Here is a 23,486-nt window from a genome sequence, read left to right on the forward strand (position 1 = left end):
TCGGACTAATTTCATAGCTGCATTTTTGGAATTACTTGGAGCCATCTTTTACCCAGTTGGAGAGTTAGCTGAGACTTTAATGCTCTCCTTTAAGATGGATAGAAAACTGCGAGATACTGGGATAAGTGTATCTGTTCCGGAAAGTCGGACAAAATGGCGTCGTGACTGTAACTTTAATTCAAGGATTCTATGGCTGTTAATGATGTAGCTTCGATGTAATCGGTAAAAAGTTTCCTTAGGTAGCTGCTCACTGAAACTGTCAAGTGTCATATCTGAAATAATGGTATTTGTATTGTGAGATTTAACTCCTGTCTCGGTAAGGTGGATGCGACGATAACGACCGATACTGTCGATATAGTTAATTTGGTCATATTCAAATATCTTCATTTGATTGTAATCACTCAAAACCAATCGGTTTCCGCTTGTCGAAGACGTCTGTTGCCCTAAGGCATACATCTCTTGCCGTAATATCTTGCGAATGCTTTTCTTTATTAATTCTGGATGAGCAGGCTTTGTCAAATAGTCGATTGCATTTGTGTCGAACGCACGCAGGGCATAGTGCTGATAGGCTGTTAGGAAGACAAGTTGATAGTTTATATGTTGAGTTGCATTGGCCACATCAAAGCCATTCACCTCTGGCATTTCAATATCAAGGAAAACGATATCAGGGCTTTTGGTTGTGATCTGCTTTATTGCTGACTTCCCATCAGTTACTTGCGCCACAACTTTCAATTCATCGAAGGTGTTGATTACTTCTATTAGATTGGATCTTGCTGCAGGTTCATCATCGACAATAATTACCTTTTTAGTATTCATTTTCGCCATTTTCAACCTACGGGGTTATGGATGAATTTACTTGTGGGAAGCGAATTTTCAAACTTGCTCCTTCACCGCTTGAATTTAGCTTAAGGGCGTGGTTGTCACTGAAGTTGACTCTTAATGTTTGAGTTAGAATACGTAATCCTTCACCATAAGTGATGTTTTTGTCATCAAAGCATGCCCCTGTATCCTGAACTTCCACTTCTATGTAGCTATTATTTAGTTCCACATTTACACTCACATGACCACTTTTAGCGTAGGGTGCAATACCGTACTTTATAGCATTTTCCACAGCTGGCATTAATAGTAATGAAGGTATATTCATTCCATTCAAATTTTGTGGGCAGTCAATATCAAAGGTGAATCGATCCTCAAAGCGCTTTTGTTGCAGCAAGAGGTATAACTCGATTAATCTTAGTTCTTCCTCAATAGTTATCCATTGTGTTTTGGTTAAGTTGATTGTGTCGCGCAATAAATCGGAAAGGCTGTAAATGAGCTCTTTAGCTTTTGATGGGCGCTGAATGACTTCTGATGCAATCAAATTTAGAGTGTTAAATAGAAAGTGAGGATTTGATTGCATTTTAAGTATTTGTAGCTCTGCCTGTTGTGCATGAAGCTGCGAGCGATAGAAGAAACTTTGCTGTTGAAATATATATATGGCAAAAATATAAACTGTCGATTCAAGTAGCATTATCGCCAATGGTAATATTTTAATGTCAGGTACTTTGAAAGTTAATGGGGGTTCTACGATCGGTGCAATGCTTATAAATAGAAAAATGACTACAATTGGTCTAAGTAAGTAAATGTGTTCTTCTTTTAACAATCGTAGAGGGCTGTTGGGAAGGTTTTCAATAAAAATGAAAAGAAGGTGACATAAAATAAATGTTCCCCATATTTTAGCTGTAGCCAACAGGAAGAGGTGGGGGGTTAGTGACTCAAGTGAATAAAGTGTAGCAGAGACGATAAAGATATTCACCCATGGCCATATTAGAAGAAATATCCATGCTTGGATCTTATTTATTTTGCGAAATTCAAACAAGGTTCCTTGCCTATATTGCATTCAATATCGATTTTATATATCAAAATATCAACAGTGAATGATATAGGTAATCTCATATGAAAGAAACTTGCCATTTGCTCCATTGAGCTTGAAATATGCACCGTTCATACAAAACATTCTCGATTGCAAGCAAATTTTTAGGTATCTAAGCATAAGTTTATGTATCTCTGGTTTTTAAATTGGCAGAAGTTAGTTATGTGCTTTTTTTATAGAGTTTTCCCTGTTTAATTAATGATAAAACTTCCAACAGTTCTGGTCGTGCGGAGTTTTTCACCATCCGCACAATTCTGTCATAGGTGGATGCTCTGATGGTGATATGAATATCCTCTCCAGTTAAAGGAATTTTTATTTAATGTAAAAGGAAGGTTTATATTATGAATTATTCTTTTGTCTCTATATCTATAACTCACCAATATATCTCTCTATTCCGGTGCCTGTTCGGTATCTGCTTTTTGGGTTCCCTATTGGTTGCTTGTGACTCGGATGACTCTGAAGATGTCTCTGGGACAGAGATTCCCTTAGTTACAGGCCCAAATAGCGATGCTTGTAAATTGTCTGAAAGTGAAATACATGCAACCGCTACGGGTTTGGAATACATTGTTACTCCCGATGCCTGTTTTGACTCCCTTTCAGGATATGAGTTTGAGCCAAGTTACGTAGAAATTGACGGCTTAAATATGCATTACGTGGATGTTGGGCCTAATAATGGCGAAGTTATACTGTTACTACATGGTCAACCCAGCTGGTCCTATTTATACCGAAAAATGATCCCGATCCTTGCTGATGCCGGTTACCGAGTGATTGCACCAGATAATATTGGAATGGGAAGGTCAGACAAGCCGATCGACGTCACAGTTCATCAATATGAACAACATGTTGCTTGGACTAAGGCGTTTATTGATAAGTTAAATTTAACTGATATTAATCTGTTTGTACAAGATTGGGGAAGTGTTATTGGTCTTCGTATTGCAGGTGATATGCCACAAGTTATCGGAAGGCTAGTTGTCGCGAATGGTGACCTTCCGGTGATTCCATTGGGGGGAAATCCTTATATATACCCGACTTTTGAGATTGATGAATCACTGGGTGATGCAGAAACATTCTTTACTTCAAAATCGACTGATAGGGTGGAGGGATTCCAACAATGGATTAACTATGCCTCTAGTGTACCGGAATTAATTGCTGGAGATGTGGTACAAACATTGACTATTAACCTGCTAAGTGATGAGGAAGTAATTGCGTATAACGCCCCCTACCCAAATATTGAGTATAAAGCGGCAATACGAGCATTTCCTGCGATGATGGTAGGTATTGAAATGCAGAATTTTTCTGCCTGGAAAACACTTGGAGCTTTTCACAACCCTTTTATGTTTAATGCCGGTGAGTATGATATCAACTTGGGGAGTATTGAAACGCAACAGAAGTGGGTGGAGCATGTACCAGGTTCGGATGATGGTGATCATAGGCGCTTTGCTGCAGGCCACTTTATTCAAGACGATGTAGGCGAGGAATTGGCCATACACTTTTTAGATTTCTTGCGAAATACTACGGTTGAGGAACCATTGCAAGCTGGCGGTCCACTCTTTAATTTTCGCTATTGTGAGATATTACTGTCTTATCTAGACGGAGCTGAGGAGTCAACAGAGATTTGGGGTACCCCGGGTGTTAATTTTTGTCCCCAAAATCAGTGGAATGCTATCAACTTCAGCGATATAGAAATTGAGTATGGTTCGCTTTTTGCAATCCCTAATGGGCCGCGTTTTTTTGTGGTGGATGAAATTTTAGGTGGCGATATTGTCTCACCCAGTCCGGATGATGAACACCGTTTTTTCGGTGACTTAGAAATGCGCTTATTGACTACCATGAATTATAGTTCTGATCTCGGAGAAAGTGTTTCCTATATTCCTGGACAAGTACTAAGGAATAATACTTGGTTGTTTTATGAAGGCCGTCGTGTTTATGAGCTAACTGATATCAATGGGCAGGTGTATATTATGCAATCATTTAGTCGTATTGAGGTCTCTGATCTTCAGTTTGACGATTTAAAAGACCTGGGAAGTCGCCTCAATCTGCCAGAAGGCTGGACATTTAGAAGTCGCATTCTAAGTGAGCCATTAGAAGTTTCCGCCATCGATGGTATTGCTGAGGTGGTACAAGACGACTTAGGTAATAGCTACCAGTTAGTGCCGTAATATAAATGAAGTAACATTCATCGGTGTTATAAGGAATTACTGTTCTTTAAGAAGCCCATTTTTATCAAAGTGGGCTTCTTATGCATCGCCATACCCTTCAAGTGCATAGGTTAAGGGAGGTTAAGGGAGGTTAAGGTGGTCTCTATGTCAAGTTGCTAGCGCTTGTTATTTATGACTCTGCCAATTAAACGAGTTCCGCGCTCTATCTCTGGGATTTATCTATAAATATCCTCGCTTCGCCGATATTCCGCATTTGAGGTGTTGAAACTCATTTTGTTACAGTGCCTACTATAAAACAGGAAGTTGAAGTTTTCTTTGTAGAAACCTTTTTAATGAGTTTTATGTTGCGGTCTTATAAGAATGATTAATGTAAAAAGAGCGGGTTTAGGTGTATTGGTAGTTTCATCGGTCCTAATGGGATGCTCAGTTACTGATAACCAAACTGAAGTGGCCGGTAGGGAAGCTATTGACAACTCGGCGCTACTCCATGATCTAGCGGATCAATATGCCGAAGCTTATTTAGAAAACTTCCAGCCGTACGCTTACTTCTCAGATATGGAGCTGGACAGGCACAACCTTTTTTTAAGTAACTCCCCCAGTAACGCTGCCTCTCTAGCGGCATCTGAGGACAGAATACTCAATAAATTGGCAGAGATAGATCTTAATGGTCTAAAAAGTGATCAAGAGAAGGTATTCTACTTCAAACTGAAAGAGCGATTAGAGTCCAATGTTGGCCTAAGGGTGTGTAAGACTGAACTCTGGTCTGTTGATCATATGTTTGGGCCTCATATCATTCTTGGCTTTTTGACCGAGGTTCAGCCGGTTGAAACAGCCCAAGAAAAGGCAGATGCGATTGAACGTTGGCTTGACGCGGCTCGTTACTATGAGCAAGAAATAGCCAATCTCCGCCGGGGGTTAGAGCAAGGTTACTCCGCACCTCAGAGTGTGGTTAAGCGAGTCATTCAGCAAGTTGATGGCTTGACCCAAGTACCTATCGATGAGCACCCGTTCTTGGGGTTAGCGAAGAAAGCTGGGGACCCTGAGTTTGAAGCTGCATTCAAGCAAGTGCTTTCAGATCAAGTTATCCCCTCAATGGAGAATTACAAGAATTTTCTAGAGTCTGCCTATTTACCTGAAGCCAGAGCGGAGCTTGGTATCCATGCGATTCCTAATGGCCGTGAATGTTATATGGCTCAGTATCGTTCTTATACGACTTTGCAGAGAACACCTGAAGAAGTTTTTGAGTTGGGTTTAAGGGCTGTCAACTCAAACAAGAGCGAAGTGGTTCGCTTAGGCAAGGAGTTCTATCAAGTAGATTCCTATTCTAAGGCAGTGGCAAGGGCCAGTGAGGATAAAACTCAGAAATTTAATAGCGCTGATGAAATGCATCAGTTTTATGAGCGCCTGGTAGATAAGTCTAGAGATTTAACCGTTGACTTCTTCCATGAAATGCCTTTGATCGAAATGGAAGTAAAAGCTATCCCTGAGCATGAACAGGGCTCAGGTCGCAGCGCACACTATATTCCGGGCACCAAGGAGCGCAAGGCGAGATTTGGATATGATCCGACAACTTACAAGGATGAGTCTTACGCTTCTGCAGAAAAGGTTACTATCCACGAAGGGTACCCGGGCCATCATATGCAAATTGCTCTCGTACAGGAGCAAGAGAAGTTTCATAAAATAGAAGATGCCTTGTCTAACTCTGCGTTTGCTGAAGGTTGGGGTAGGTACTCTGAACATCTAGCGGAAGAAGCGGGAATGTATCAGTATGGGTCAACCAAGATCCTAAGGCGAGCATGGCCTGCGCGAGGTATGGTAGCGGATACCGCAATGCATGTACTCGGTTGGAGTGATGAAAAGGTTGCGGAGTTTTTGCAGGATTCTGGAGCTTCATTTGCTAAAGGCCCGAGGACTCTGATGGACCGAATGGCGGTTATGCCTGCGCAGCTTACCTCTTATGATTCTGGTGCCCTCGAGATTTTCGCCTTGCGAGAACTGATGCAAAATGAACTTGGTGAGGACTTCGATATTAAGGACTTCCATGAAATCATTCTGAGAAATGGCAATGTTCCTATGGCCGTACTAAGTGAGCAGGTAAGGGACTTTATCGAAGAAAAGAAGCAGGGTTAATTTAAGCGGGATTTTCGCTAACTCAGTCCCACATCCATGCGGGACTGAGTTATAAATAGGCTTAGCAAGGCTTTTATCCTTGCCTTAAAGGCTACCTTAAATCCCCATTTGCCTGGACGCTAGATCCCGCATAATTTCTTCAGATCCGCCACCAATCGCATTCACCCGCACTTCACGATAGATTCGCTCAACACGGCTGCCGCGCATATAGCCAGCGCCGCCCAATACCTGCATAGCCTCCCGAGCGCAGAACTCAAGGGTTTCTGTGGCTTGGACTTTGAGTAGTGCGATATCCGCTACTTTGAGCTGATGTTGTTGCTCTGCCCAGGCACAGAGGTCCAGATAGGCTTGGGTGGCATTGATACGTTGAAGCATCTGGGCAAACTTGTGTCGAATCACCTGGTGATTGGCGAGACGCTTTCCGAAAGTCTGGCGCTCCTGGGCCCACTCAATGGCGTCCTGCAAACAGACCCGGCTGAACTCTACACAAGAGGCGGCAATGCCCAGGCGCTCGCGATTGAAGTTGTGTACTATGGGTAAGAAACCTTGGTTCTCACCGCCAATTAGATTGCTCACAGGGACGCGCACCTGCTCAAAAAAGATACTGGCCGTATCGGAGCACCACCAGCCCTGCTTTTTATCGAGCAGCTGCCGGCTAACGCCTTCGGCATCCGCAGGGATTAAGAGCAGGGAGATACCGCCGAAGCCTTCCTCGCCAGTGCGCACGGCAGTAGTAAACCAGTTAGCGCGCATACCGCCGGTGATATAGGTCTTTTCGCCGGTAACGATATAGTCACCCCCATCACGCTCTGCGCGGCACTGAAGATTGGCTACATCGGAGCCTGCGCCTGGCTCGGTAACAGCCAGGGAAATATGCTTTTCGCCACGTAATACCGAGGGAATAACCTGATCTTTTAGGGCCTCACTGCCATAGTGCAATAATGGGGGAAGGGCAATGCCGTGGACCATTAGGCTGGCGTAGAGGCCACCAGCGCCGGGGCGGGCTAACTCCTCTGCGGCAACAATCATATGGAAGACATCGGTTTCGATACCGCCGTAGTTTTCCGGATAACTCATCTGCAGAAGGCCAACTTCTGCGGCTTTTTTCCAAAGCTCGGCGGGTAGCTGGCCGTCTTCGTCCCATTCAGTAATGTAGGGAGTAATCTCGCGGTCGACAAAGCGGCGCAACTGGGTGCGCCATTCCTGATGGCCTTCGTCATAGAAGGGGCTTGCCATACGGGAGGCATCAATATCGTACATGCTGATTTCCTTTAGGAAGTAGCGTCGCTGGGGATTTTGGCGGTTTCCGTGGGAGCGGCTTCGATCTGAACTAACAGCTGGCCACCGCGTACCTGGTCTCCTTCACAGGCGCCCAGTTTAATTACGGTACCGTCACGGTCTGCGCGCAGGGCGTGCTCCATTTTCATAGCTTCCATTAAGGCGATAGTGTCTCCCCGCTGAACTCTTTGATTGGGCTCAACCAATACCTGCACCAGGCAACCGTCCATAGGGGCCGTGATGCGGCCACTGCCTTCGTTAAGGCTCGATTTGGCGGGGGCGTGGGTGATATCGACAAAATGAAATTGCCTGCCGTCTAACAGGAGGTGCAGATTGCTTTGGTTGGCTAGGAACAGTCTCTTTTGGCTAACGCCATCCAGCAGGAGTTCAGCACTATAAACTCCAGTTTCTTTTTGTGATTTCTCAAAATGGACCCACTGAATCAGGAACTGCTGGTCGCCTACTGAGATTTGATAAGAATTATCTACTAACGCCAGCAGCTCACAGTTTAGGGTTTGTCCTGAAATTTCCAGTCGGTAGTTGATCGGCACGCTGTTGTCGCCACTGCGCCAGTCACTGCGGCCGCTACGCTGATCCTGAGGGTTGGCTTGGTGCAAGTGATTAAGTAATGTGGCTTGGGCTGCAATTACTGCTGGAACTGGTTCTGCGGATGTCAGCGTGCTGTTTTGGTCGAGGAAACTGGTATCGGCATCGCCAGCGATAAACTGTGATTCGGCCAGGATCTTCTGCAGGAAATGGATATTGTTTTTGGGGCCGATAAATTCCAGCCGGGTCAGGGCTTGGGTTAGCTTGCGCCGAGCTTCTTCTCGATCCTGCCCCCAGGCAATCAATTTGCCTAGCATGGGGTCGTAAAATGGCGTGATTTCACAACCATTTTTCAAAGCGTGGTCGATACGGATTCCTTGTCCCTTTGGCGCTACCCAGTGGAGTACTTTTCCGGCCTGGGGCAGGAATTGTTGTTCCGGGTCTTCGGCATACAGGCGGACTTCAATGGCGTGCCCCTGCTGGGTGACTCTCTGCTGGGAAACGCACAGGGCTTCGCCGCGTGCTACTGCCAGTTGCCAAGCTACCAGGTCAAAACCGGTTACCATTTCTGTTACCGGGTGCTCTACTTGCAACCGGGTGTTCATTTCCAGGAAATAGAACTCGCCGTTAGGGCAGAGTAGAAACTCTACGGTGCCCGCGCCTAAATAACCGCAGGCTCGCGCGGCGTCGACAGCGGCTTGCCCCATTCTTTCTCGCAGCTGGGTGTCGACCGCTGGGGAAGGGCACTCTTCGACCACTTTTTGATGGCGTCGCTGTACGGAGCAATCCCGCTCCCCTAGGTGAATACAGTTGCCATGACGATCCGCAAATACCTGGATTTCGATATGGCGAGCGTTGACCAGTGCCTTTTCCAGAATCAACTCGTCGCTGCCGAATGCACTCATGGATTCACTGCGGGCAGCGCGCAACTGGGAGGCCAACTCGTTGTTTTCGTGAGCCAGGCGCATGCCGCGCCCACCACCGCCTGCGGCAGCTTTAATCATTAACGGGAATCCAATGCGCCTCGCCTCGGCGATCAGGGTGTCGTCGTCCTGGGCCCCCTGGAAGCCTGGAATACAGGGTACGCCGGCAGCGGCAACAAACTCTTTGGCTTTGCGTTTGTTGCCCATCATTTCTATGACTTCGGCACTCGGGCCAACAAAGCTCAGTCCATTCTCTTCACAAGCGCTGGCAAATTCCGCATTCTCAGCGAGAAAGCCGTAGCCAGGGTGGACGGCAGTGGCTCCGGATTTTTTAGCTGCGGCGAGAATTTTTTGGATATCCAGATAGGACTCCGCCGAAGTCTGCCCGCCAATGGCTACGGCGATATCGGCAGTCTGTGCGTGAAGTGCATCGCAGTCCGCATCGCTGTAGACGGCGACTGTGCGATAGCCTTCCGCCCGAGCAGTACGCATAATTCGCAGTGCGATCTCGCCTCGATTGGCGATTAACAGGGTCTCTGTTGTCGACATCAGTGCTGCCACTCCGGTGATCGTTTTTCCAGAAATGCGCGGGCGCCTTCGCGCCCTTCATGGCCTTGAATTGCACGGGAAAACTGCTGCGCAGCGCCGTCGAGCAGTTGGCCGAGGGCAGTCTCATCGCTTACCCGTGCAGCATCCAGCAAGATCTGCTTGGTCGTTGCCAGGGCGCCGGGAGCGCAGGCATTGATCGCGCCCAAGTGTTCCTGCAGCGCGCCTTCGAGGGCTTCGGAATTATCGAGCAACTGGTGGATTAACCCAATTTCCAAGGCCTGCTGTGCATTGACTTTTGCTCCGCTGAGGGCCAGGCGCCGGGCCTGGGAGAGGCCGACTCGTGCCACGACAAAGGGAGCAATTTGTGCAGGCGGTAAACCCAAGCGAGTTTCCGGAAGGGCAAAGCGGCAACTACGATCGGCGATGGCAATATCGGCACTGCAAGCGAGCCCGAAACCACCGCCCATTACGGCACCTTCCAGTACTGCAATGACTATTAAAGGGGTGCGATTAAATCGCTCCATCAATTCACCGAAACGACGGTTTAGGTGAAAAAATACATCACTATTTCCATCGCTCGCGCCCTGCTGAGCATTGAGCATATCGGCAATATCGCCACCGGCGCAGAAGTTGTGTTCTGCACCCCGCAGTATCAACGCTCGCACCTGCGGATCTTCTTCAGCTTCTGCGAGTTTTTGCAGAAGCTCATCTACCATTTGCAAACTGATGGCGTTGCGCTGTTGCGGGCGATTTAGCGTGAGATGGCGGGCGATGCCGATGGTTTCATCAATAATTGTCTCCATGGCCTGACCTCACGCGGTGGGTTTGCGTTTGCTGGGCAGTATGCCCATCAGCTTACAGATAATGCCGAGCATTACTTCATCTGCACCGCCGCCGATAGCGGTGAGACGGCTATCCCGGTAAGCGCGATTGATTACAGTCTCCTCGATATAGCCCATGCCACCCCAGAACTGCAGGCACTGATCGGGAATAGAGCGGGACAGGCGACCAGCCTTGAGCTTGGCCATTGAAGCAAGGGTAGTGACATCTTCACCTGCCACATAAGCTTCCACCGCGCGCCAGGTTAGAGAGCGCAGGCACTCCACTTCGGTCTGCATTTCTGCGAGGGCAAAGTGGATAGTTTGATTGTCGATCAATGGCGCTTTAAAGGCATGACGTTCGCGCACATAGTCGATGGTGCTGGTTACACAGTGCTCCAGGCCTTTTAAGTTCAGCGCGGCGCCGGCGAGGCGTTCTTCCTGGAACTGAAGCATCTGCAATAGGAATCCGGCACCTTCATCGCCGATACGGAAATGTTTGGGCACCCGTACATTGTCAAAAAAGATGGGAGCGGTTTCCGATGAGCGCATGCCTAATTTGTCGAGTTTTTCGCCGATGCGCACACCAGGCGTTTTCGCCGGAATAATGACCAGGGATTTGTTGCTATGGGCTTTGCCCTCACTGGTATTGACCAGGGTGCAGAAAAAATCGGCGCAGGGGGCGTTGGTGATCCACATCTTGCTGCCGTTAATCACATAGTCGTCGCCATCGCTCTTGGCGGTGGTCTTAATCGAAGCAACATCGGAACCGGCGCCGGGTTCGGAAACGGCAATTGCACCGATCATCTCGCCACTCACAGCGGGAATCAGGAACTGCTCTTTCAGATCCTGGCTGCCAAAATTAGCCAGAGCCGGGGTGCACATGGAGGTTTGCACTGAAATTGACAGGGGTACGCCGCCACAGTGGGCGCTGCCCAGCTCTTCCAGGAAAACGGTTTCGTAACTGAAGTCGAGGCCCAGACCACCGAAGTCCGTGGACTTGCTGATGCCCAGCAGGCCCAGGTTGGCCAGTTGTTGGAAAATTTCGTGGATAGGAAAGCGGCCGGCCTTTTCCCATTCCGCCACATTGGGATTGATTTCCTGCTGTACAAAGTTTTGTACAGTGCGCTGCAGTTCCCGGTGTTGATCGCTAAATATCATTATTGTTTTCCCTGCCTTGAAGTGTGAACCCGGTGATTGTGTTAATGGGCAACCGCACTTCCTTGTTGCCCCGGTTTTTCGTTAGAACCTAGCTACGCCAAAGGTATTTTTATTGAGTTTTCTCTGCTCGGCCTCATTGCAAATTTCTAGCAACATACCTAAAAGTTTGCGTGTATCGCGGGGATCGATAATGCCGTCATCCCAGAGGCGTGCACTGCAGGCGAGAGCATCGGAATTGCCATGCATAAATGCGCTGGTGTCATTTTCCAATTTGTCCAATACAGTCTCATCCACATTGCCACTGCGTTGCATTTTTTGCTCGGTGACGATGCGCATTACCTTGCCGGCCTGGGCTGCGCCCATAACTGCGGTGCGGGAATTGGGCCAGGCAAAAATAAAGCGGGGATCGAATCCGCGACCGCACATGGCGTAGTTGCCGGCCCCATAGGAACCGCCCACGACAATACTGAGTTTTGGTACGCTGGCATTGGCCACGGCCTGAATCATTTTGGCCCCGTGCTTGATGATGCCGTTGCGCTCCACCTCGGTACCCACCATAAAGCCGGTGGTGTTATGTAAAAACAGCAGTGGCGTGCCACTCTGTTCGCACAACTGAATAAACTGCGCGGCCTTGTTGGCGCCCTTGGGGGTGATGGGGCCATTATTCCCAATAATTCCCACAGGGAAGCCTTCGATACGAATATGGCCACATACGGTTTGTCGGTCGAATTCCGGCTTGAAATCCAGCATGGCAGAGCCGTCGGCGATACGAGCTAGTATTTCGCGCACGTCGTAGGGCTTTTTACTATCTGCTGGAATCAGGCCGAGCAGGTCGTCGATAGGGTGTAATGGGTCTCGGTAGTCTTTTTGTACTGAGCTTTTAATGGGTGAGGGTAGGGTGGCAATAATTTCCCTTGCTATGCGGATACCATCGGCGTCGTTCTCAGCTAAGTAATCGCCACTGCCGGATTCGGTACAGTGCATTTCCGCTCCACCGAGGCTTTCCGCATCGGCAATTTCACCGGTGGCTGCTTTCAGTAGCGGCGGCCCAGCCAGATACATACCGGTTTGCCCGCGTACCATGACCACATAATCTGACAGGCCTGGCTGGTAAGCACCGCCAGCAGTAGCGCCGCCATGTACCACGGTTACTTGCGGAATACCGGCAGCGGACATTCGAGCCTGGTTAGCAAATCCGCGTCCACCGGGAGCGAAAGTGTCGCTGGCATACATCAGGTTGGCACCACCACTTTGTGCCAGGGCGACAATCGGCAAATGATTCTCCAGAGCGATCCTCTGCATTCGCAGGGCTTTATCCATCCCGGCTGGTGAGATGGTGCCACCTTTTACGGCATAGTTATCCACCCGTACCATGCAACGTTGTCCGCTGACCTGGCCAATGCCACAAATGGCTCCGCCACCGGCACCGGTACCATCCTGGTCGTCAAAAAGTTTATAGCCGGCAAGGGAGCACAGCTCAACAAAAGGTGCGCCGGGGTCGAGCAATAAATTAAGGCGCTCCCTTGGCAGCAGCCAGCCCCTGTCACGATAGCGCGCAGCCTTACTTTTCTCTGCCTGTACCGGACGTTGCTCAGCTTCACGAAAATGGTTGATCTGTTCCAGCATGGCAGCTTGGTTGTCATTGAACTCTGCCGAGCGGTTGTCGAGCTGGGAATCAATCGGCTGCATTAGAGCTTGCCCTCCGCTTCCAATTCTTCCACTACCTGCGGCCGGCGTTTGCGATGGAATCCGTTGAAGCGCTTAGAGTTACGGGCCGCCTGTGGCTGCCAAAGGGGAGAGTGATGTTTGAGACTCGAGCCACCATCGATACGCAGCGTTTGTCCAGTGATATAGCTGGCGGCATCGGAAAGCAGGAAGCACACGGCCCCACTAATTTCCGCTTCCTCTCCCAATCGATAGAGGGGAATACTGTCTCGGAAACCCGGTAATAGCTCGCGCAGGAATTTGGGGTCGTAAGTATCAAAGCCGCTGGAGAGAATATAGCCTGGCGCTACAGCATTAACTCGAACCCCAAAAGGTGCCCACTCTAAGGCGGAGGTTTCGGTAATATTTTCCATGCCTGCTCGAGCGGCACCGGAATGGCCCATCATTGGCATACCGCCGGCGTTATCTGCGGTGATATTTACGATACTGCCGCCGTGCTGTTTCATAGATTGAACAAAAACTTCTCGGGACATTAAAAAGCCACCGAGCAGGTTACTGCGTACAACAGCATCGAACCCTTTTGTGTTGATCTGCTCAAGGGGTGAGGGGAACTGGCCACCGGCATTGTTCACTAATCCGTGAATTTGGCCCCGGGCCTGGACTATTTGCCCCACTGTCTCCTGCACCCCTTCTTCATCGCGGATGTCCAGGCTGAATAAGCTGCACTCGCCAGCATCGTTGTTGATCTCGCCGGCAACCCTTTCCAGCTTGTCCAGTTTGCGCCCGATCAATACTACATGGGCGCCGAGGCTGGCCAATTCGTGGGCAATGCAGCGTCCAATACCGCTGCCGCCACCGGTGACGATATAGGTTTGCTCGCTAAAGCTGCCGGAGCGCAGCTGGCTTTGATAGCGCATGAAAGTTTCCTTTTTTACGGCCTTACGGCTTATTCAGTTTTTATTGTTCTTGTCGGCGCTTGCGCCTGCGTGTGGGAAAACGCAGAATAGCTTAACGCTACCAAGCAAGCGCTTGGTATTCAATACTTGGCGCCTATTTGATTAAAAATTCTCAGGGCCGTTAAGATGTTTGACTCAAATTGATCAATACGGGGAGTGGTTCGTGATTGAAAGTGGGCAGGATTTAGTGAGAGTTCCCGAAGAGTTATCGCCGCAGCAGCTGGTAGGTGCTTTGGTGGCAGAGGGAGTGCTAACAGATCCTGAATCTGCCCGTGGACGTTTGCTGAATGCTGCGGCGCGGTTGTTTGAGCAAAAAGGGTTTGCCCGGACAACAGTGCGGGATCTCGCTGCGGAAGTGGGTATTTTGTCTGGCAGTATTTTTCATCATTTCTCCAGTAAGGAGCAGATTCTCTGTGAAGTAATGCGGGAGGTGACGATATTTGCCGGTGCGCGAATGCGAACCGCGGCGGAACAGAGTCGAACACCGCAAGAGAGGCTTCAGGCCTGTATTCAGTGTGAATTAGAGGCTATTCATGGATTGGCAGTACCGGGTTTTTCTATCCTGGTGGTGGAGTGGAGAAGCCTATCCGAAGAGAGTCAGCAGGAGGTTTTGCGCCTAAGGGAGGAGTATGAGCAGATATGGCTGGACGCTATTAAGGCCGCCGAGTGTCCCGGTGGTGATCCCGCTCTGGTAAGGCGTTTGCTGGTTGGTGCCTTGAGTCACACATACAGTTGGTATAAGCCGAGAGATAAGGGGTTGTCTATTCCAGATCTGGCGGCGCGTGTTCTAGCAATATTCACTCCCTGATTTCTTCCTAAATTGGCAAAGCGTGCCAGAAAAACTGTGAACTTTGCCTTCTTTCCTGCCATTTTTGTTTTTGAACTGGCTTGGTGAGAACTGGTGCGCAACTGATTTTCTCTGAATCTTTTACTCTCCGCGCAAGATGTAATAAATGTGACAATTTGCGTCACTTGGTGACAGGAGAGGGAGATGGCGGGCCAGGATTTGTACCAGGTGGTTTCCACGGGAAGGACGCTTCACGCCAAAGAACCGGGTCCGGTTATCCGGGATGTGGCGAAGTTGTTCTCTATCTCGGAGCCCCAGGCGCGCAGGCTGCTACTAAAAGGCTGGGTAATTAAAGATCGGTTGGTTTCTGACCAGGCGCTGGAGTTTTGCACCAGTCTGCAGAAAATTGGCCTGCGAGTGGAGGTTTGTCCGGCGGGACGATTTGATAACCGCGAGCTGATTGCAAAGATAAAAGTCGCCCAGCGGCGCAAGGCCCAGGTCAATGCTGCATCGGTGGATGCGCCGGATAAGTCGCGCGCTGGTACTGACCCTTTTGTTCCTGTTAGCCAGAAAACTCTCGAAGCAGACGAGCCCCAGAAAGTCGTTTCATCCACTCCTGCCGCAGGCAATCCAGTAATAAAGCCGGAAGGCTCCCGGGATTCGGTTGAGAGGTATTTATCTGATGCAGGCCGATTACAGGCTGACAGTGTCACGAGTCAGGGAAAGGCAGTTTGGGGAGTGGTCAAAGCAGTAATCGTGCCTTCAATATTCTGGTTGGTACTGTTCGCTTGTGTTTTCTCCAGTGGATATGCTCTATGGCAAATCCCTATGGCTGTTTGGCAGGGAGAACTTACTTGGGTGGGGGTGTCGCTGAGTATTTTAACCGTACTTCTCGCCCTGCTTGTTGGTCTGCTGTTTGTCTGGCCATTTTTCTGCTTATCCTCCCGTTTGCGAGATTCATCGGAGCCCCGTCAGCTGTTGCCCTCTGAAGGTAAGGAGGCCTTGAAGTTAATTAATTCATTGGTCGATAAGCTAGGGCTGCCAAAGATCAGCCAGGTCTTTGTAAGTGCAGACTCCCATATTCTGTCCCAGCCGGGATTTTTCCAGGTTTTTAGGCAGAATTTACCACTTACGGTAGGGCTTGCCAGCGTCGCCTCATTGAACGGAAAGGAGGTCCTGGCACTCGTGGGCCGGGGGCTCGCCTTTTATCGCGGCCGTTTGCTCGGCGCACTTGGTTGGTTGACTTACGGCACCGTGCAGCGATTGGAACTGATGCAGTGGGCTTTTGAAAATGAGCGCAGTGTTGTTAGCCCGGATAATGCTCCGGGAGCATTGGCCGCGCCATTTCACCGTATGCTAGTGACAGGTGGATATATTTTGCTCCCTATCTTGCAGCGCCTGGAGGCACTGCATTGCCGCTTAACCGCAGGCAGTGCCGTAATGCTACAGGAGAGGGCTGACGGTATTGCGGCACAGATAATAGGTAGTGATGCGTTGGCAGACTTCGCCAGAAAGTGGCACCGGTTAGTGCACGCAGATCTCTTGGTGACAGAAATTAATCGTGAAGCCCAGGCGCTGGGACGCAGTTGTGCAAATATTCCCGATGCCGTTCGCTGGATGCAGGAGAACCTGGATGTTGATACCTGCGATGTGGTTGAGGCTGCTATGACGCAGGCCAGGGACCCCTGGGATATTCAGCAGGCGATCGACAGTGAATGTGTAGCGGTGTTGATTGAGCGGGAATTTGTGGGGCAGGTTAGATCTGCGATACCCCTGCAATCCATGTTTGTGGACTTTGCCGGGCTGGCAACCGCTGTGACCTCTGAAGTTGCTGGCAAAGACTGTGAGATGGTCGAAAACCGACTTTTACTGAGTTCAAGTAAGGAGTCAGAGGAGTCTGCTGAGGTACTGGACGAGTATTTCAATCGCCTGGCACCCTTGGCCCTGATGCCTCTGCGCAGGCCATCCTCTGCGGAAATGCAGGCGCTGGATCTGCAGGGCACTATCGATTGGCTGCGCAGTAAACTGGTGGAGTTGCGTGATTTGCGTGGACGCCGGGAGGACTTGCAGATCAGGGTTTTTACAATGCAGCTGGGAGCGGCGCTGATACGCGGCAAAATCCCTTTTACCGCTGAAGACTTTTGCTTGAAGGGGGCCAGCCTTGCAGGAGCTCAAGAGCAGATCGCTGTTAAGCGCGCTGAACTGGAGGAGTCACACAAGCAATTACAGCAGATTTATGGTGTTTTCTATCAGCGCCTGTGTCTATCCCTGGTAACTATGCCCACGGATCAGCGTCAGACAGCCAGGAATCAGCTGCGCCATTTGGCCGCCTACGATAGCTTGGCACCGCATCTGGATCGGCTCGCCGGTTATAGCCACTCGCTGGCAATATTTGCCCAGCACCTATCACCAGAATTGAATGAAAGGGAGCTGCTGCAAAAATATACAGCGCTGTCTTTGCGAGAGATAGATGCCATAGTAGCGGCAGTGGAAAGTTCGGCTCTATTAAAAGAGCAAGGGGTGGCTGCGGCAATAAATTTGAAAGCTCAGGAGGAGCCTTTCAGGCAGCTGCCACAAGGGAGACAGGAAGTGCTGGATTCTCTGCAGGTTATGGAATCGCGTTGCAAACACATTCGCGCTGCGATTCTGGAGCACTATCATATCCAGCTAGCCGCCTTGCTGAGTCAGTGTTTGGAGCGGGAAAAGCAGTTGCAGTTAAAGCCACTGCGACTGCTTAAAGCCGGCTAACCGCCGGCCAGCTTTACCGTGTGGTTGCGAGATTCAAGGAATGTTTTGATCTCAGTACGCTTGTCACCCTGAATCTCAATCACCCCATCTTTGAGGGCGCCACCGCAGCCACAGCGCTTCTTGAGCTCTGCCAGGAGCAGCTTGAGTTCGCTGTCAGTGCCTGGCAGCCCGCGCACGCAAGTCACCCCTTTTCCTTTGCGGCCCTTGGTTTCCCTTTGGATTCGAACTATGCCATCTCCATCATGGCGCTTCTCTGTCCTGGATTCCTCTTTAATTCGACCGAGGTCAGTTGAATAGACGAGACGATTCTCCTTAGCCATGGCTGGGAATACTCCGTTGGTATTTGCTGAAAATGCCGGGAATTGTGCCCGAGGTGCGCAGGATGTCAAAGCCGCTGTAAACGATGTTGAAAATGGGGCGACCCCTGAAGCCTGAGAGGTTAGAATTTTGCCGCAATATGAAACAGCAGCGTAGTTGAGGTGATAGATGGCGTTGACGGGACGTCGCAAACTGCTCAATGAGGTAATTTTCGGAACCGAGACCCGGGCAGGGCGGAATTTTGATGTTTTTTTGATCTGGGCGATCCTGATCAGCGTGGGTTTGGTGCTCCTGACCTCCATAGGTACGGTGCGCGACCGCTATGAGCACTTACTCATCGGCCTGGAATGGGTATTTACTGGCCTCTTCACCATTGAGTATATCGCCCGGATATATTGCACGGTGAATCGCCGCAAATATATTTTCAGTTTCTATGGGATTGTGGATCTGCTCGCAATTCTCCCCAGTTACTTGGCGCTTCTCTATACTGGCGCCACCTATCTTTTGGTGATTCGCCTGTTGCGGGTGCTGCGGATCTTCCGAATCCTGAAGCTGGTTCGCTACTTACGTGATGCCAACGTCTTGTTGCGAGCCCTCGGGCTGGCCCGGCGCAAAATCCTGGTGTTTTACTCCAGTGTTTTGGTTATGTGCATTATTTTTGGTTCCCTGATGTTTGTGGTGGAGGGGCCAGGTCACGGATTTACCAGTATTCCCACGAGTGTTTATTGGGCCATTGTGACCATCACAACCGTTGGTTATGGCGATATCTCTCCGCAAACGCCTTTGGGGCAGGGCATTGCTGCAATGACCATGCTGATTGGTTACTCAATTATTGCAGTGCCTACCGGCATTCTAACGGCGGAATTGGCTGGAGAAATGCATCGGGAGCGAGTGCAACAGCGCTGTGATAACTGCAGCCGTAGTGCCCATGACCCAGATGCGGAATACTGCAAATTCTGTGGCCATCGCCTGGAGGATATGGAAGAGAGCGAAGCGCTGTAAGTTATTCGCACTTTGTCACTGCCGGCCAACACAGGGCCGGCAGCCATTTATCAGCTTATGGTTTTACCATTCATCAGGGACGCGGACTGCTATGACTTCTGCCTTGGCGCAAAGGCGTCCATTGCTGGTGAGATTGCAGTGCAGAACAGTTTTCTTGGAGGAGCGCTGAACAATAGTGGCTTCGAGAATGACCGGTTTATCGATGGCAGCCGGTGCCAGATAGCTAATATCCAGTTTGCCGGTGGCATACCAGATCTTGTCACCAGTGCCGACAGCTCGTCCGGCTTGCAGGTAACCATCGGCGATGGCTGTGCATACGGTATGGCAGTCGATAACCGTAGCGATAATTCCACCGTTTAAATATTGAGCAGGTCCAGCATTGTGATGGGAGCTGGGAAGGAACTCGCAGCGGGTTTGATCCTTCTCTGTCCAGTAGCTTTTAATACGCAGGCCCTGGTCATTGTCTGGGCCACAGCCGAAGCAATGATTGCCCTGGATCTGATCTTGAATTGCGCTTTCCTGAGTCATATTTATCCCTCGCTATGAGCGCGCAATACTACCGATTTGCGCCGCAGAGTGGAAGAAACTACCCTTGCGGGCTTGCAACAGAGTTATCCGAATTATCTGGACGTAAATACATGGACATATACGGCTTTTGTGCCCCTGGTTTAGAGGCTCTTTACGATGCTTTTGCCAGAAATTTTCGCGAGTGCGGTGATACAGGAGCGGCCTTTGCCGTGCGCCAGCATGGAGAATTAATCTGTTCCTTATGGGCGGGAAGTGCGGATCGGGGTGCAGAGAGGCCATTTACTGAAGACACATTGGCCAATGTCTTCTCATCTTCCAAAGGCGTTCTTGCAGTTTTGGCGATGCAGCAAGTTGCCGCAGGCAAACTGGATTTGGATCGCCCGGTAGCGGATTACTGGCCTGAATTTGCCCCAGGCAAAGAAACTGTCACCGCACGCCAATTGCTGTGCCACCGCAGCGGACTTGTCGCTTTCCGTGAGCGGGTAAAAGACAGTTTGATTTACGATTGGCAGGCGGCTTGCGACCAGGTGGCTGGCAGCGAGCCTTGGTGGAAGCCCGGAAGTGCACAGGGTTACGCCCCATTTTTATACGGCTGGAGCTTGGGTGGATTAATTGAAAGGGTTGCCGAAAAACCCTTGTTGGAACTTTATCGGGAATTGCTAGCCAAACCCCTCAATCTTGATGGGGGCTTTGGGGCAAATGGACATCGTTCGCAGAGAATTGCCGATGTCAGCCCGCTGAAACAACCCTTACCAGAGCTTCGGGAAAATGCCATTGGCCGCGCCATAAAAGAAGACCGCAAAGGGCCTGTTGCGATGGCATTTAGCAACCCGGTGAGCTTGATGATGGGTACCAATAGCTCCGAGTGGCGCGGTGCTTTAATTCCTGCAGCCAATGGCCACTTCAGTGCGAGAGACCTGGCAGCGGTTTACGGTGAACTCACCTGTGACGAGCCGACTATTTTGCCCAAGCGGTTGATAGATGAAGCGGCAAAGGAGCAGAGTCATGGCCACGATAAAGTATTGCAGGCTGAGGTGAGTTTTGGTTGTGGCTTTATTCGCAGCAGTTCCGCGGCGGACTTGCGCTTTGGGGGTAGCCAGGGCTTTGGCCATCCGGGAGCGGGTGGTAGTGTCGGCTTTGCTGATCCGGAAAGAGGGCTGGGCTTCGGATACGTGACAACTCGTTTGGGGCAGAGCTTATTTATGGATCGTCGAGCGGTCGGTCTGGTAGATGTTCTTTACGGGTTGTTGTGATGACTGAAGAAATAAAGGCTCTGGTAGAGCGGGTCGATGAACTGGAGAGCCGTTTGGCTTTCCAGGAAGACACTATAAGCCAATTAAATGATGTGATTACTCGTCAGGATACGGATATTCGCACTCTACTCGCACATATGCGCGAGTTGGGCGAAAAGTATCGGACGATTGCTTTTGAGATGCAGGGGGCCGGCAAGCCGCTGGATGAAAAACCTCCGCATTACTAATTCAGTGGTTACAAAAGGGTTTTTATAGAAGTCCACAGGGGCTGGCACGAAATTTTTTTTGTTACTAAGTGACAGACATAGAGGTATTCGCTGCCTCTTGGGGGTGACTTTAAAAACAAAAGCGTCTAAAAAAATTGCCTCAGTGGAGTGTGGGGCTATTGACAAACTTTTCCACATACGCAGTTGGTAAAATTTGCCCTCAAACAAGAAGATATCCACCGCTATTTGACGTCAAGGCAGATTTCTAACTTGTTGTTTTTAAAAGGAAAACTGAAGAGTTTAAAAAATGTGCAAAACGCTGTAGGCGAGAGTTTACGCCGGCTGGCGCCATGGATAGCTTATTAGTGCACAGTTTTATCCACAGATTTTGTGGAAGACCGGAAAGCTGATCACTTCTTGCTCGCTACTTTGTCCGTCATTGGTACGTAGTTATGAATAGTTAGTACGTAATGGGGACTAGTCAGTAGAACTGACAATAAATTCGCTTTAGTCTATGGAAAATTTCATTGGGTTGGTTCAGCCGCCAGTCAGATAGTGTGTTGAACAATACAGAGATTGCACAAGACATGTGTAGCTCAATACCCGTTACTTAAAAATGCGTTAGGAGAGCCAATAATGAAATATTGGGTAGCAGCCCTGGCACTGGGTTCGATGGTTGGTTGTTCCACATTGGACCCTTACACAGGTGAAAGTAAGACCAGTAATGCCGCCAAGGGGGCTGGAATTGGAGCTGTAACTGGAGCGATCGTTGGTGTCGCTACTGCCAGTAAGAAAGACCGTGGTAAGGGAGCCTTGACCGGTGCCCTGGGTGGCGCGGCGATCGGTGGTGGCATTGGTTACTATATGGATCGTCAGGAAATGTTGTTGCGTCAGCGCCTGGAAGGTACCGGCGTACGTGTTGAGCGTGAAGGTGATAATATTCGCCTGATCATGCCAGGTAACATTACCTTCGGTACTAACCGCGCAGATATTCGTACAGACTTCTATGACACTCTGGAATCGGTCACTGTTGTATTGCAGGAGTTTGATAAAACTGCAATTCGAGTCAGCGGCCATACCGATAGCACTGGTTCAGATGTGTACAACCAGAGCTTGAGCGAACAGCGTGCTAATTCCGTTGCTGGCTTCTTCAGCGGTCAGGGCGTTTCTGCAGGTCGTGTACAGGCTGTAGGTTACGGTGAGCGTTATCCTATTGCCAGCAATGACTCTGAAGCTGGGCGTCAGGCCAATCGCCGAGTTGAGTTGGAACTACTGCCTTTATAACGATCAGGTCAGATAATTTCTACCTTTAGTCGTTCTTTTGTTGATAGTGCCCAGATTGTTCGGTTTGGGCACTACACCCCTTCATAAATTCCCTTTATTATTCTGCTCAATTTCTTAACTATTCCCTTAATCCGCTATTTGTTTGTCCCTGCAAAGAGTTTCCGGCTTTGATCCCTGGTTACTCAGCGGATGACGTATTGAGAGATAGCTTTCTCACTTATCCTCTTGCCATCTTCAGAATCTTTTCCGAACTGTTTTTGTAGTTGCCGCTCAAACCATTCTATTTAGATCAAGGCTCATCTTTGGATTTCCGTGTTGTCTTGTTTTCAGACTTATATAAATCTAACGACCCTAAGATTTAGCATTAGTTTGATTCTAGTAGATTTTTAGAAATTTTTTTTGAGCCAAACGATAGTGGTTGTCAGTTCTTTGATGTCTCAGTTTGTTCGACTGCTAAAAATTAGACGTGCCAACATTTTTATAGAGATTTTTTGCCAATCATATTTTCTATCTATGAAAAATTGATTTTGTGGCCATGTATGCAGAGATGGATTTGCTTGCTTTTTGATTTTTAGAGCATTGGCCGTCAAGTAAGCAGGAAAGTCCGAAAATTAAGTTGTCTAGGGTTGGGTTGGCGCTAATAATAATTTCTTAGTTTTATTATTTTCTGGATTTGTATTTTATGTGATTTATATTTTGACCAGCTTTTTATGTTGGTACACCTGTGCAAGTTGAGGTGGTATGAGTCGTAAGTTTTTATTGTTTTTTCTGTCGCGGATATTTTTAGGTGTTTAGTTGGTGGAATCAGTTTTGATTAGTACCCCCAGGCAAAGGATCGCATAAATACTTCTAATTCGAAGGGTGTAGCGCCAGATTTTAGGGTTGTGTTAATAGTGGAGGTTGTTCCTTCCCTCATTCGCCACTTCGATTGGTAATTTAGTTGTTGGATGGATGGATGGATGGATGGATGGATGTTTGTGTCTGTCTCGTCGGAGAATTAATTCGACACATTGAGGAGGGTAAAGAATTCCATAAGTATTGTTTTTCATGGTTTCACTGCTGTAAATGGCTGATCTATACGCTGCAGAAATATAATAATGGTGATTGTGAACCTGGCTGGTTTTAAGAGACGATAAAGTAAAATTTTGCAGGAAGCTTGTCCTTTTGGTTGGAAATGATGAGTCTTAAGATGTGGGCCTGTGATGATAGTCAAGCTTCATTACTTAAATGTTTTGTGAGATTCATATTGGGGCTGAGGGCTTC

18 protein-coding genes are annotated in these 23,486 nt (G+C 49.0%); 8 read left to right on the forward strand and 10 right to left on the reverse strand.

Annotation, left to right across the window (positions count from 1 at the left end; all coding sequences use genetic code 11):
* Nucleotides 1–48: 48 nt before the first annotated feature.
* Nucleotides 49–825, reverse strand: coding sequence for a LytR/AlgR family response regulator transcription factor (locus tag ACJJIM_RS07315; protein ID WP_444912827.1), 777 nt, complete (start codon nt 823–825; stop codon nt 49–51).
* A 7-nt stretch (nt 826–832) separates the two neighbouring features.
* A complete protein-coding gene (locus ACJJIM_RS07320; protein WP_444912828.1) occupies nt 833–1,858 on the reverse strand; it encodes a sensor histidine kinase in 1,026 nt (341 codons plus the stop codon).
* A gap of 395 nt (nt 1,859–2,253) precedes the next feature.
* On the opposite strand from ACJJIM_RS07320, the gene ACJJIM_RS07325 reads away from it, so the two are divergent.
* Both ACJJIM_RS07325 and ACJJIM_RS07330 read left to right on the forward strand, forming a co-directional pair.
* A complete protein-coding gene (locus ACJJIM_RS07325) occupies nt 2,254–4,071 on the forward strand; it encodes a haloalkane dehalogenase (protein ID WP_444912829.1) in 1,818 nt (605 codons plus the stop codon).
* Between the two features lie 360 nt (nt 4,072–4,431).
* Nucleotides 4,432–6,201 carry a DUF885 domain-containing protein gene (locus ACJJIM_RS07330; RefSeq protein ID WP_444912830.1) on the forward strand — a complete coding sequence of 590 codons (1,770 nt, stop codon included), beginning with the start codon at nt 4,432–4,434 and terminating at the stop codon, nt 6,199–6,201.
* Between the two features lie 96 nt (nt 6,202–6,297).
* Here ACJJIM_RS07330 and ACJJIM_RS07335 read toward each other — a convergent pair whose 3' ends face one another.
* The 6 genes from ACJJIM_RS07335 to ACJJIM_RS07360 form a co-directional block, all read right to left on the reverse strand.
* Nucleotides 6,298–7,461 (reverse strand): acyl-CoA dehydrogenase family protein, encoded by a 1,164-nt coding sequence (locus ACJJIM_RS07335; protein ID WP_444912831.1) that lies wholly within the window; start codon nt 7,459–7,461, stop codon nt 6,298–6,300.
* A gap of 11 nt (nt 7,462–7,472) precedes the next feature.
* Nucleotides 7,473–9,497, reverse strand: coding sequence for an acetyl/propionyl/methylcrotonyl-CoA carboxylase subunit alpha (locus tag ACJJIM_RS07340; RefSeq protein ID WP_444912832.1), 2,025 nt, complete (start codon nt 9,495–9,497; stop codon nt 7,473–7,475).
* Nucleotides 9,497–10,300 (reverse strand): enoyl-CoA hydratase/isomerase family protein, encoded by an 804-nt coding sequence (locus tag ACJJIM_RS07345; protein ID WP_444912833.1) that lies wholly within the window; start codon nt 10,298–10,300, stop codon nt 9,497–9,499. The genes ACJJIM_RS07340 and ACJJIM_RS07345 overlap by 1 nt, the downstream gene beginning before the upstream one ends.
* 9 nt (nt 10,301–10,309) lie before the next feature.
* On the reverse strand, nt 10,310–11,476 hold the full coding sequence (locus ACJJIM_RS07350; protein ID WP_413665474.1) for an acyl-CoA dehydrogenase family protein: 1,167 nt from the start codon (nt 11,474–11,476) through the stop codon (nt 10,310–10,312).
* Nucleotides 11,477–11,557: 81 nt separating this feature from the next.
* The gene (locus ACJJIM_RS07355) at nt 11,558–13,165 is read right to left on the reverse strand and encodes an acyl-CoA carboxylase subunit beta (RefSeq protein ID WP_444912834.1); all 1,608 of its coding nucleotides are present in this window, start codon (nt 13,163–13,165) and stop codon (nt 11,558–11,560) included.
* Nucleotides 13,165–14,058 (reverse strand): SDR family oxidoreductase, encoded by an 894-nt coding sequence (locus ACJJIM_RS07360; RefSeq protein ID WP_444894137.1) that lies wholly within the window; start codon nt 14,056–14,058, stop codon nt 13,165–13,167. Before ACJJIM_RS07360 ends, ACJJIM_RS07355 begins: the two co-directional genes overlap by 1 nt.
* A gap of 202 nt (nt 14,059–14,260) precedes the next feature.
* Between ACJJIM_RS07360 and ACJJIM_RS07365 the strand changes: the two genes are divergently transcribed.
* Entirely contained in the window at nt 14,261–14,905 is a 645-nt protein-coding gene (locus ACJJIM_RS07365) for a TetR/AcrR family transcriptional regulator (RefSeq protein ID WP_444912835.1), read from the forward strand.
* A 183-nt stretch (nt 14,906–15,088) separates the two neighbouring features.
* Entirely contained in the window at nt 15,089–17,632 is a 2,544-nt protein-coding gene (locus ACJJIM_RS07370) for a hypothetical protein (protein WP_444912836.1), read from the forward strand.
* Here the strand turns inward: ACJJIM_RS07370 and yciH are convergent.
* Entirely contained in the window at nt 17,629–17,952 is a 324-nt protein-coding gene (gene yciH, locus ACJJIM_RS07375; RefSeq protein WP_444912837.1) for a stress response translation initiation inhibitor YciH, read from the reverse strand. The genes ACJJIM_RS07370 and yciH overlap by 4 nt on opposite strands.
* 166 nt (nt 17,953–18,118) lie before the next feature.
* Between yciH and ACJJIM_RS07380 the strand changes: the two genes are divergently transcribed.
* Nucleotides 18,119–18,952, forward strand: coding sequence for an ion transporter (locus tag ACJJIM_RS07380; RefSeq protein ID WP_413665480.1), 834 nt, complete (start codon nt 18,119–18,121; stop codon nt 18,950–18,952).
* A 63-nt stretch (nt 18,953–19,015) separates the two neighbouring features.
* Here the strand turns inward: ACJJIM_RS07380 and ACJJIM_RS07385 are convergent, their stop codons facing one another.
* Nucleotides 19,016–19,480 carry a PaaI family thioesterase gene (locus tag ACJJIM_RS07385; protein ID WP_282933171.1) on the reverse strand — a complete coding sequence of 155 codons (465 nt, stop codon included), beginning with the start codon at nt 19,478–19,480 and terminating at the stop codon, nt 19,016–19,018.
* A 110-nt stretch (nt 19,481–19,590) separates the two neighbouring features.
* Here ACJJIM_RS07385 and ACJJIM_RS07390 point away from each other — a divergent pair, with 110 nt between their 5' ends.
* From ACJJIM_RS07390 to ACJJIM_RS07400, 3 genes are all read left to right on the forward strand, one after another.
* Nucleotides 19,591–20,733, forward strand: coding sequence for a serine hydrolase domain-containing protein (locus ACJJIM_RS07390; protein WP_413665481.1), 1,143 nt, complete (start codon nt 19,591–19,593; stop codon nt 20,731–20,733).
* The gene (locus tag ACJJIM_RS07395) at nt 20,733–20,960 is read left to right on the forward strand and encodes a SlyX family protein (RefSeq protein ID WP_282933169.1); all 228 of its coding nucleotides are present in this window, start codon (nt 20,733–20,735) and stop codon (nt 20,958–20,960) included. The genes ACJJIM_RS07390 and ACJJIM_RS07395 overlap by 1 nt, the downstream gene beginning before the upstream one ends.
* Before the next feature lie 615 nt (nt 20,961–21,575).
* Entirely contained in the window at nt 21,576–22,223 is a 648-nt protein-coding gene (locus ACJJIM_RS07400) for an OmpA family protein (RefSeq protein ID WP_413665482.1), read from the forward strand.
* The last annotated feature ends 1,263 nt before the right edge of the window (nt 22,224–23,486 follow it).

Source organism: Microbulbifer maximicatervae (SeqCode) (genome assembly GCF_052467615.1).

Coding starts and splice junctions, on each gene's coding strand:
- ACJJIM_RS07370 (WP_444912836.1), top strand. CDS start 15,089: ATGGCGGGCCAGGATTTGTACCAGGTGGTTTCCACGGGAAGGACGCTT.
- ACJJIM_RS07325 (WP_444912829.1), top strand. CDS start 2,254: ATGAATTATTCTTTTGTCTCTATATCTATAACTCACCAATATATCTCT.
- ACJJIM_RS07400 (WP_413665482.1), top strand. CDS start 21,576: ATGAAATATTGGGTAGCAGCCCTGGCACTGGGTTCGATGGTTGGTTGT.
- ACJJIM_RS07315 (WP_444912827.1), bottom strand. CDS start 825: ATGGCGAAAATGAATACTAAAAAGGTAATTATTGTCGATGATGAACCT.
- ACJJIM_RS07330 (WP_444912830.1), top strand. CDS start 4,432: ATGATTAATGTAAAAAGAGCGGGTTTAGGTGTATTGGTAGTTTCATCG.
- ACJJIM_RS07345 (WP_444912833.1), bottom strand. CDS start 10,300: ATGGAGACAATTATTGATGAAACCATCGGCATCGCCCGCCATCTCACG.
- ACJJIM_RS07340 (WP_444912832.1), bottom strand. CDS start 9,497: ATGTCGACAACAGAGACCCTGTTAATCGCCAATCGAGGCGAGATCGCA.
- yciH (WP_444912837.1), bottom strand. CDS start 17,952: ATGGCTAAGGAGAATCGTCTCGTCTATTCAACTGACCTCGGTCGAATT.
- ACJJIM_RS07390 (WP_413665481.1), top strand. CDS start 19,591: ATGGACATATACGGCTTTTGTGCCCCTGGTTTAGAGGCTCTTTACGAT.
- ACJJIM_RS07360 (WP_444894137.1), bottom strand. CDS start 14,058: ATGCGCTATCAAAGCCAGCTGCGCTCCGGCAGCTTTAGCGAGCAAACC.
- ACJJIM_RS07380 (WP_413665480.1), top strand. CDS start 18,119: ATGGCGTTGACGGGACGTCGCAAACTGCTCAATGAGGTAATTTTCGGA.
- ACJJIM_RS07350 (WP_413665474.1), bottom strand. CDS start 11,476: ATGATATTTAGCGATCAACACCGGGAACTGCAGCGCACTGTACAAAAC.
- ACJJIM_RS07395 (WP_282933169.1), top strand. CDS start 20,733: ATGACTGAAGAAATAAAGGCTCTGGTAGAGCGGGTCGATGAACTGGAG.
- ACJJIM_RS07385 (WP_282933171.1), bottom strand. CDS start 19,480: ATGACTCAGGAAAGCGCAATTCAAGATCAGATCCAGGGCAATCATTGC.
- ACJJIM_RS07335 (WP_444912831.1), bottom strand. CDS start 7,461: ATGTACGATATTGATGCCTCCCGTATGGCAAGCCCCTTCTATGACGAA.
- ACJJIM_RS07355 (WP_444912834.1), bottom strand. CDS start 13,165: ATGCAGCCGATTGATTCCCAGCTCGACAACCGCTCGGCAGAGTTCAAT.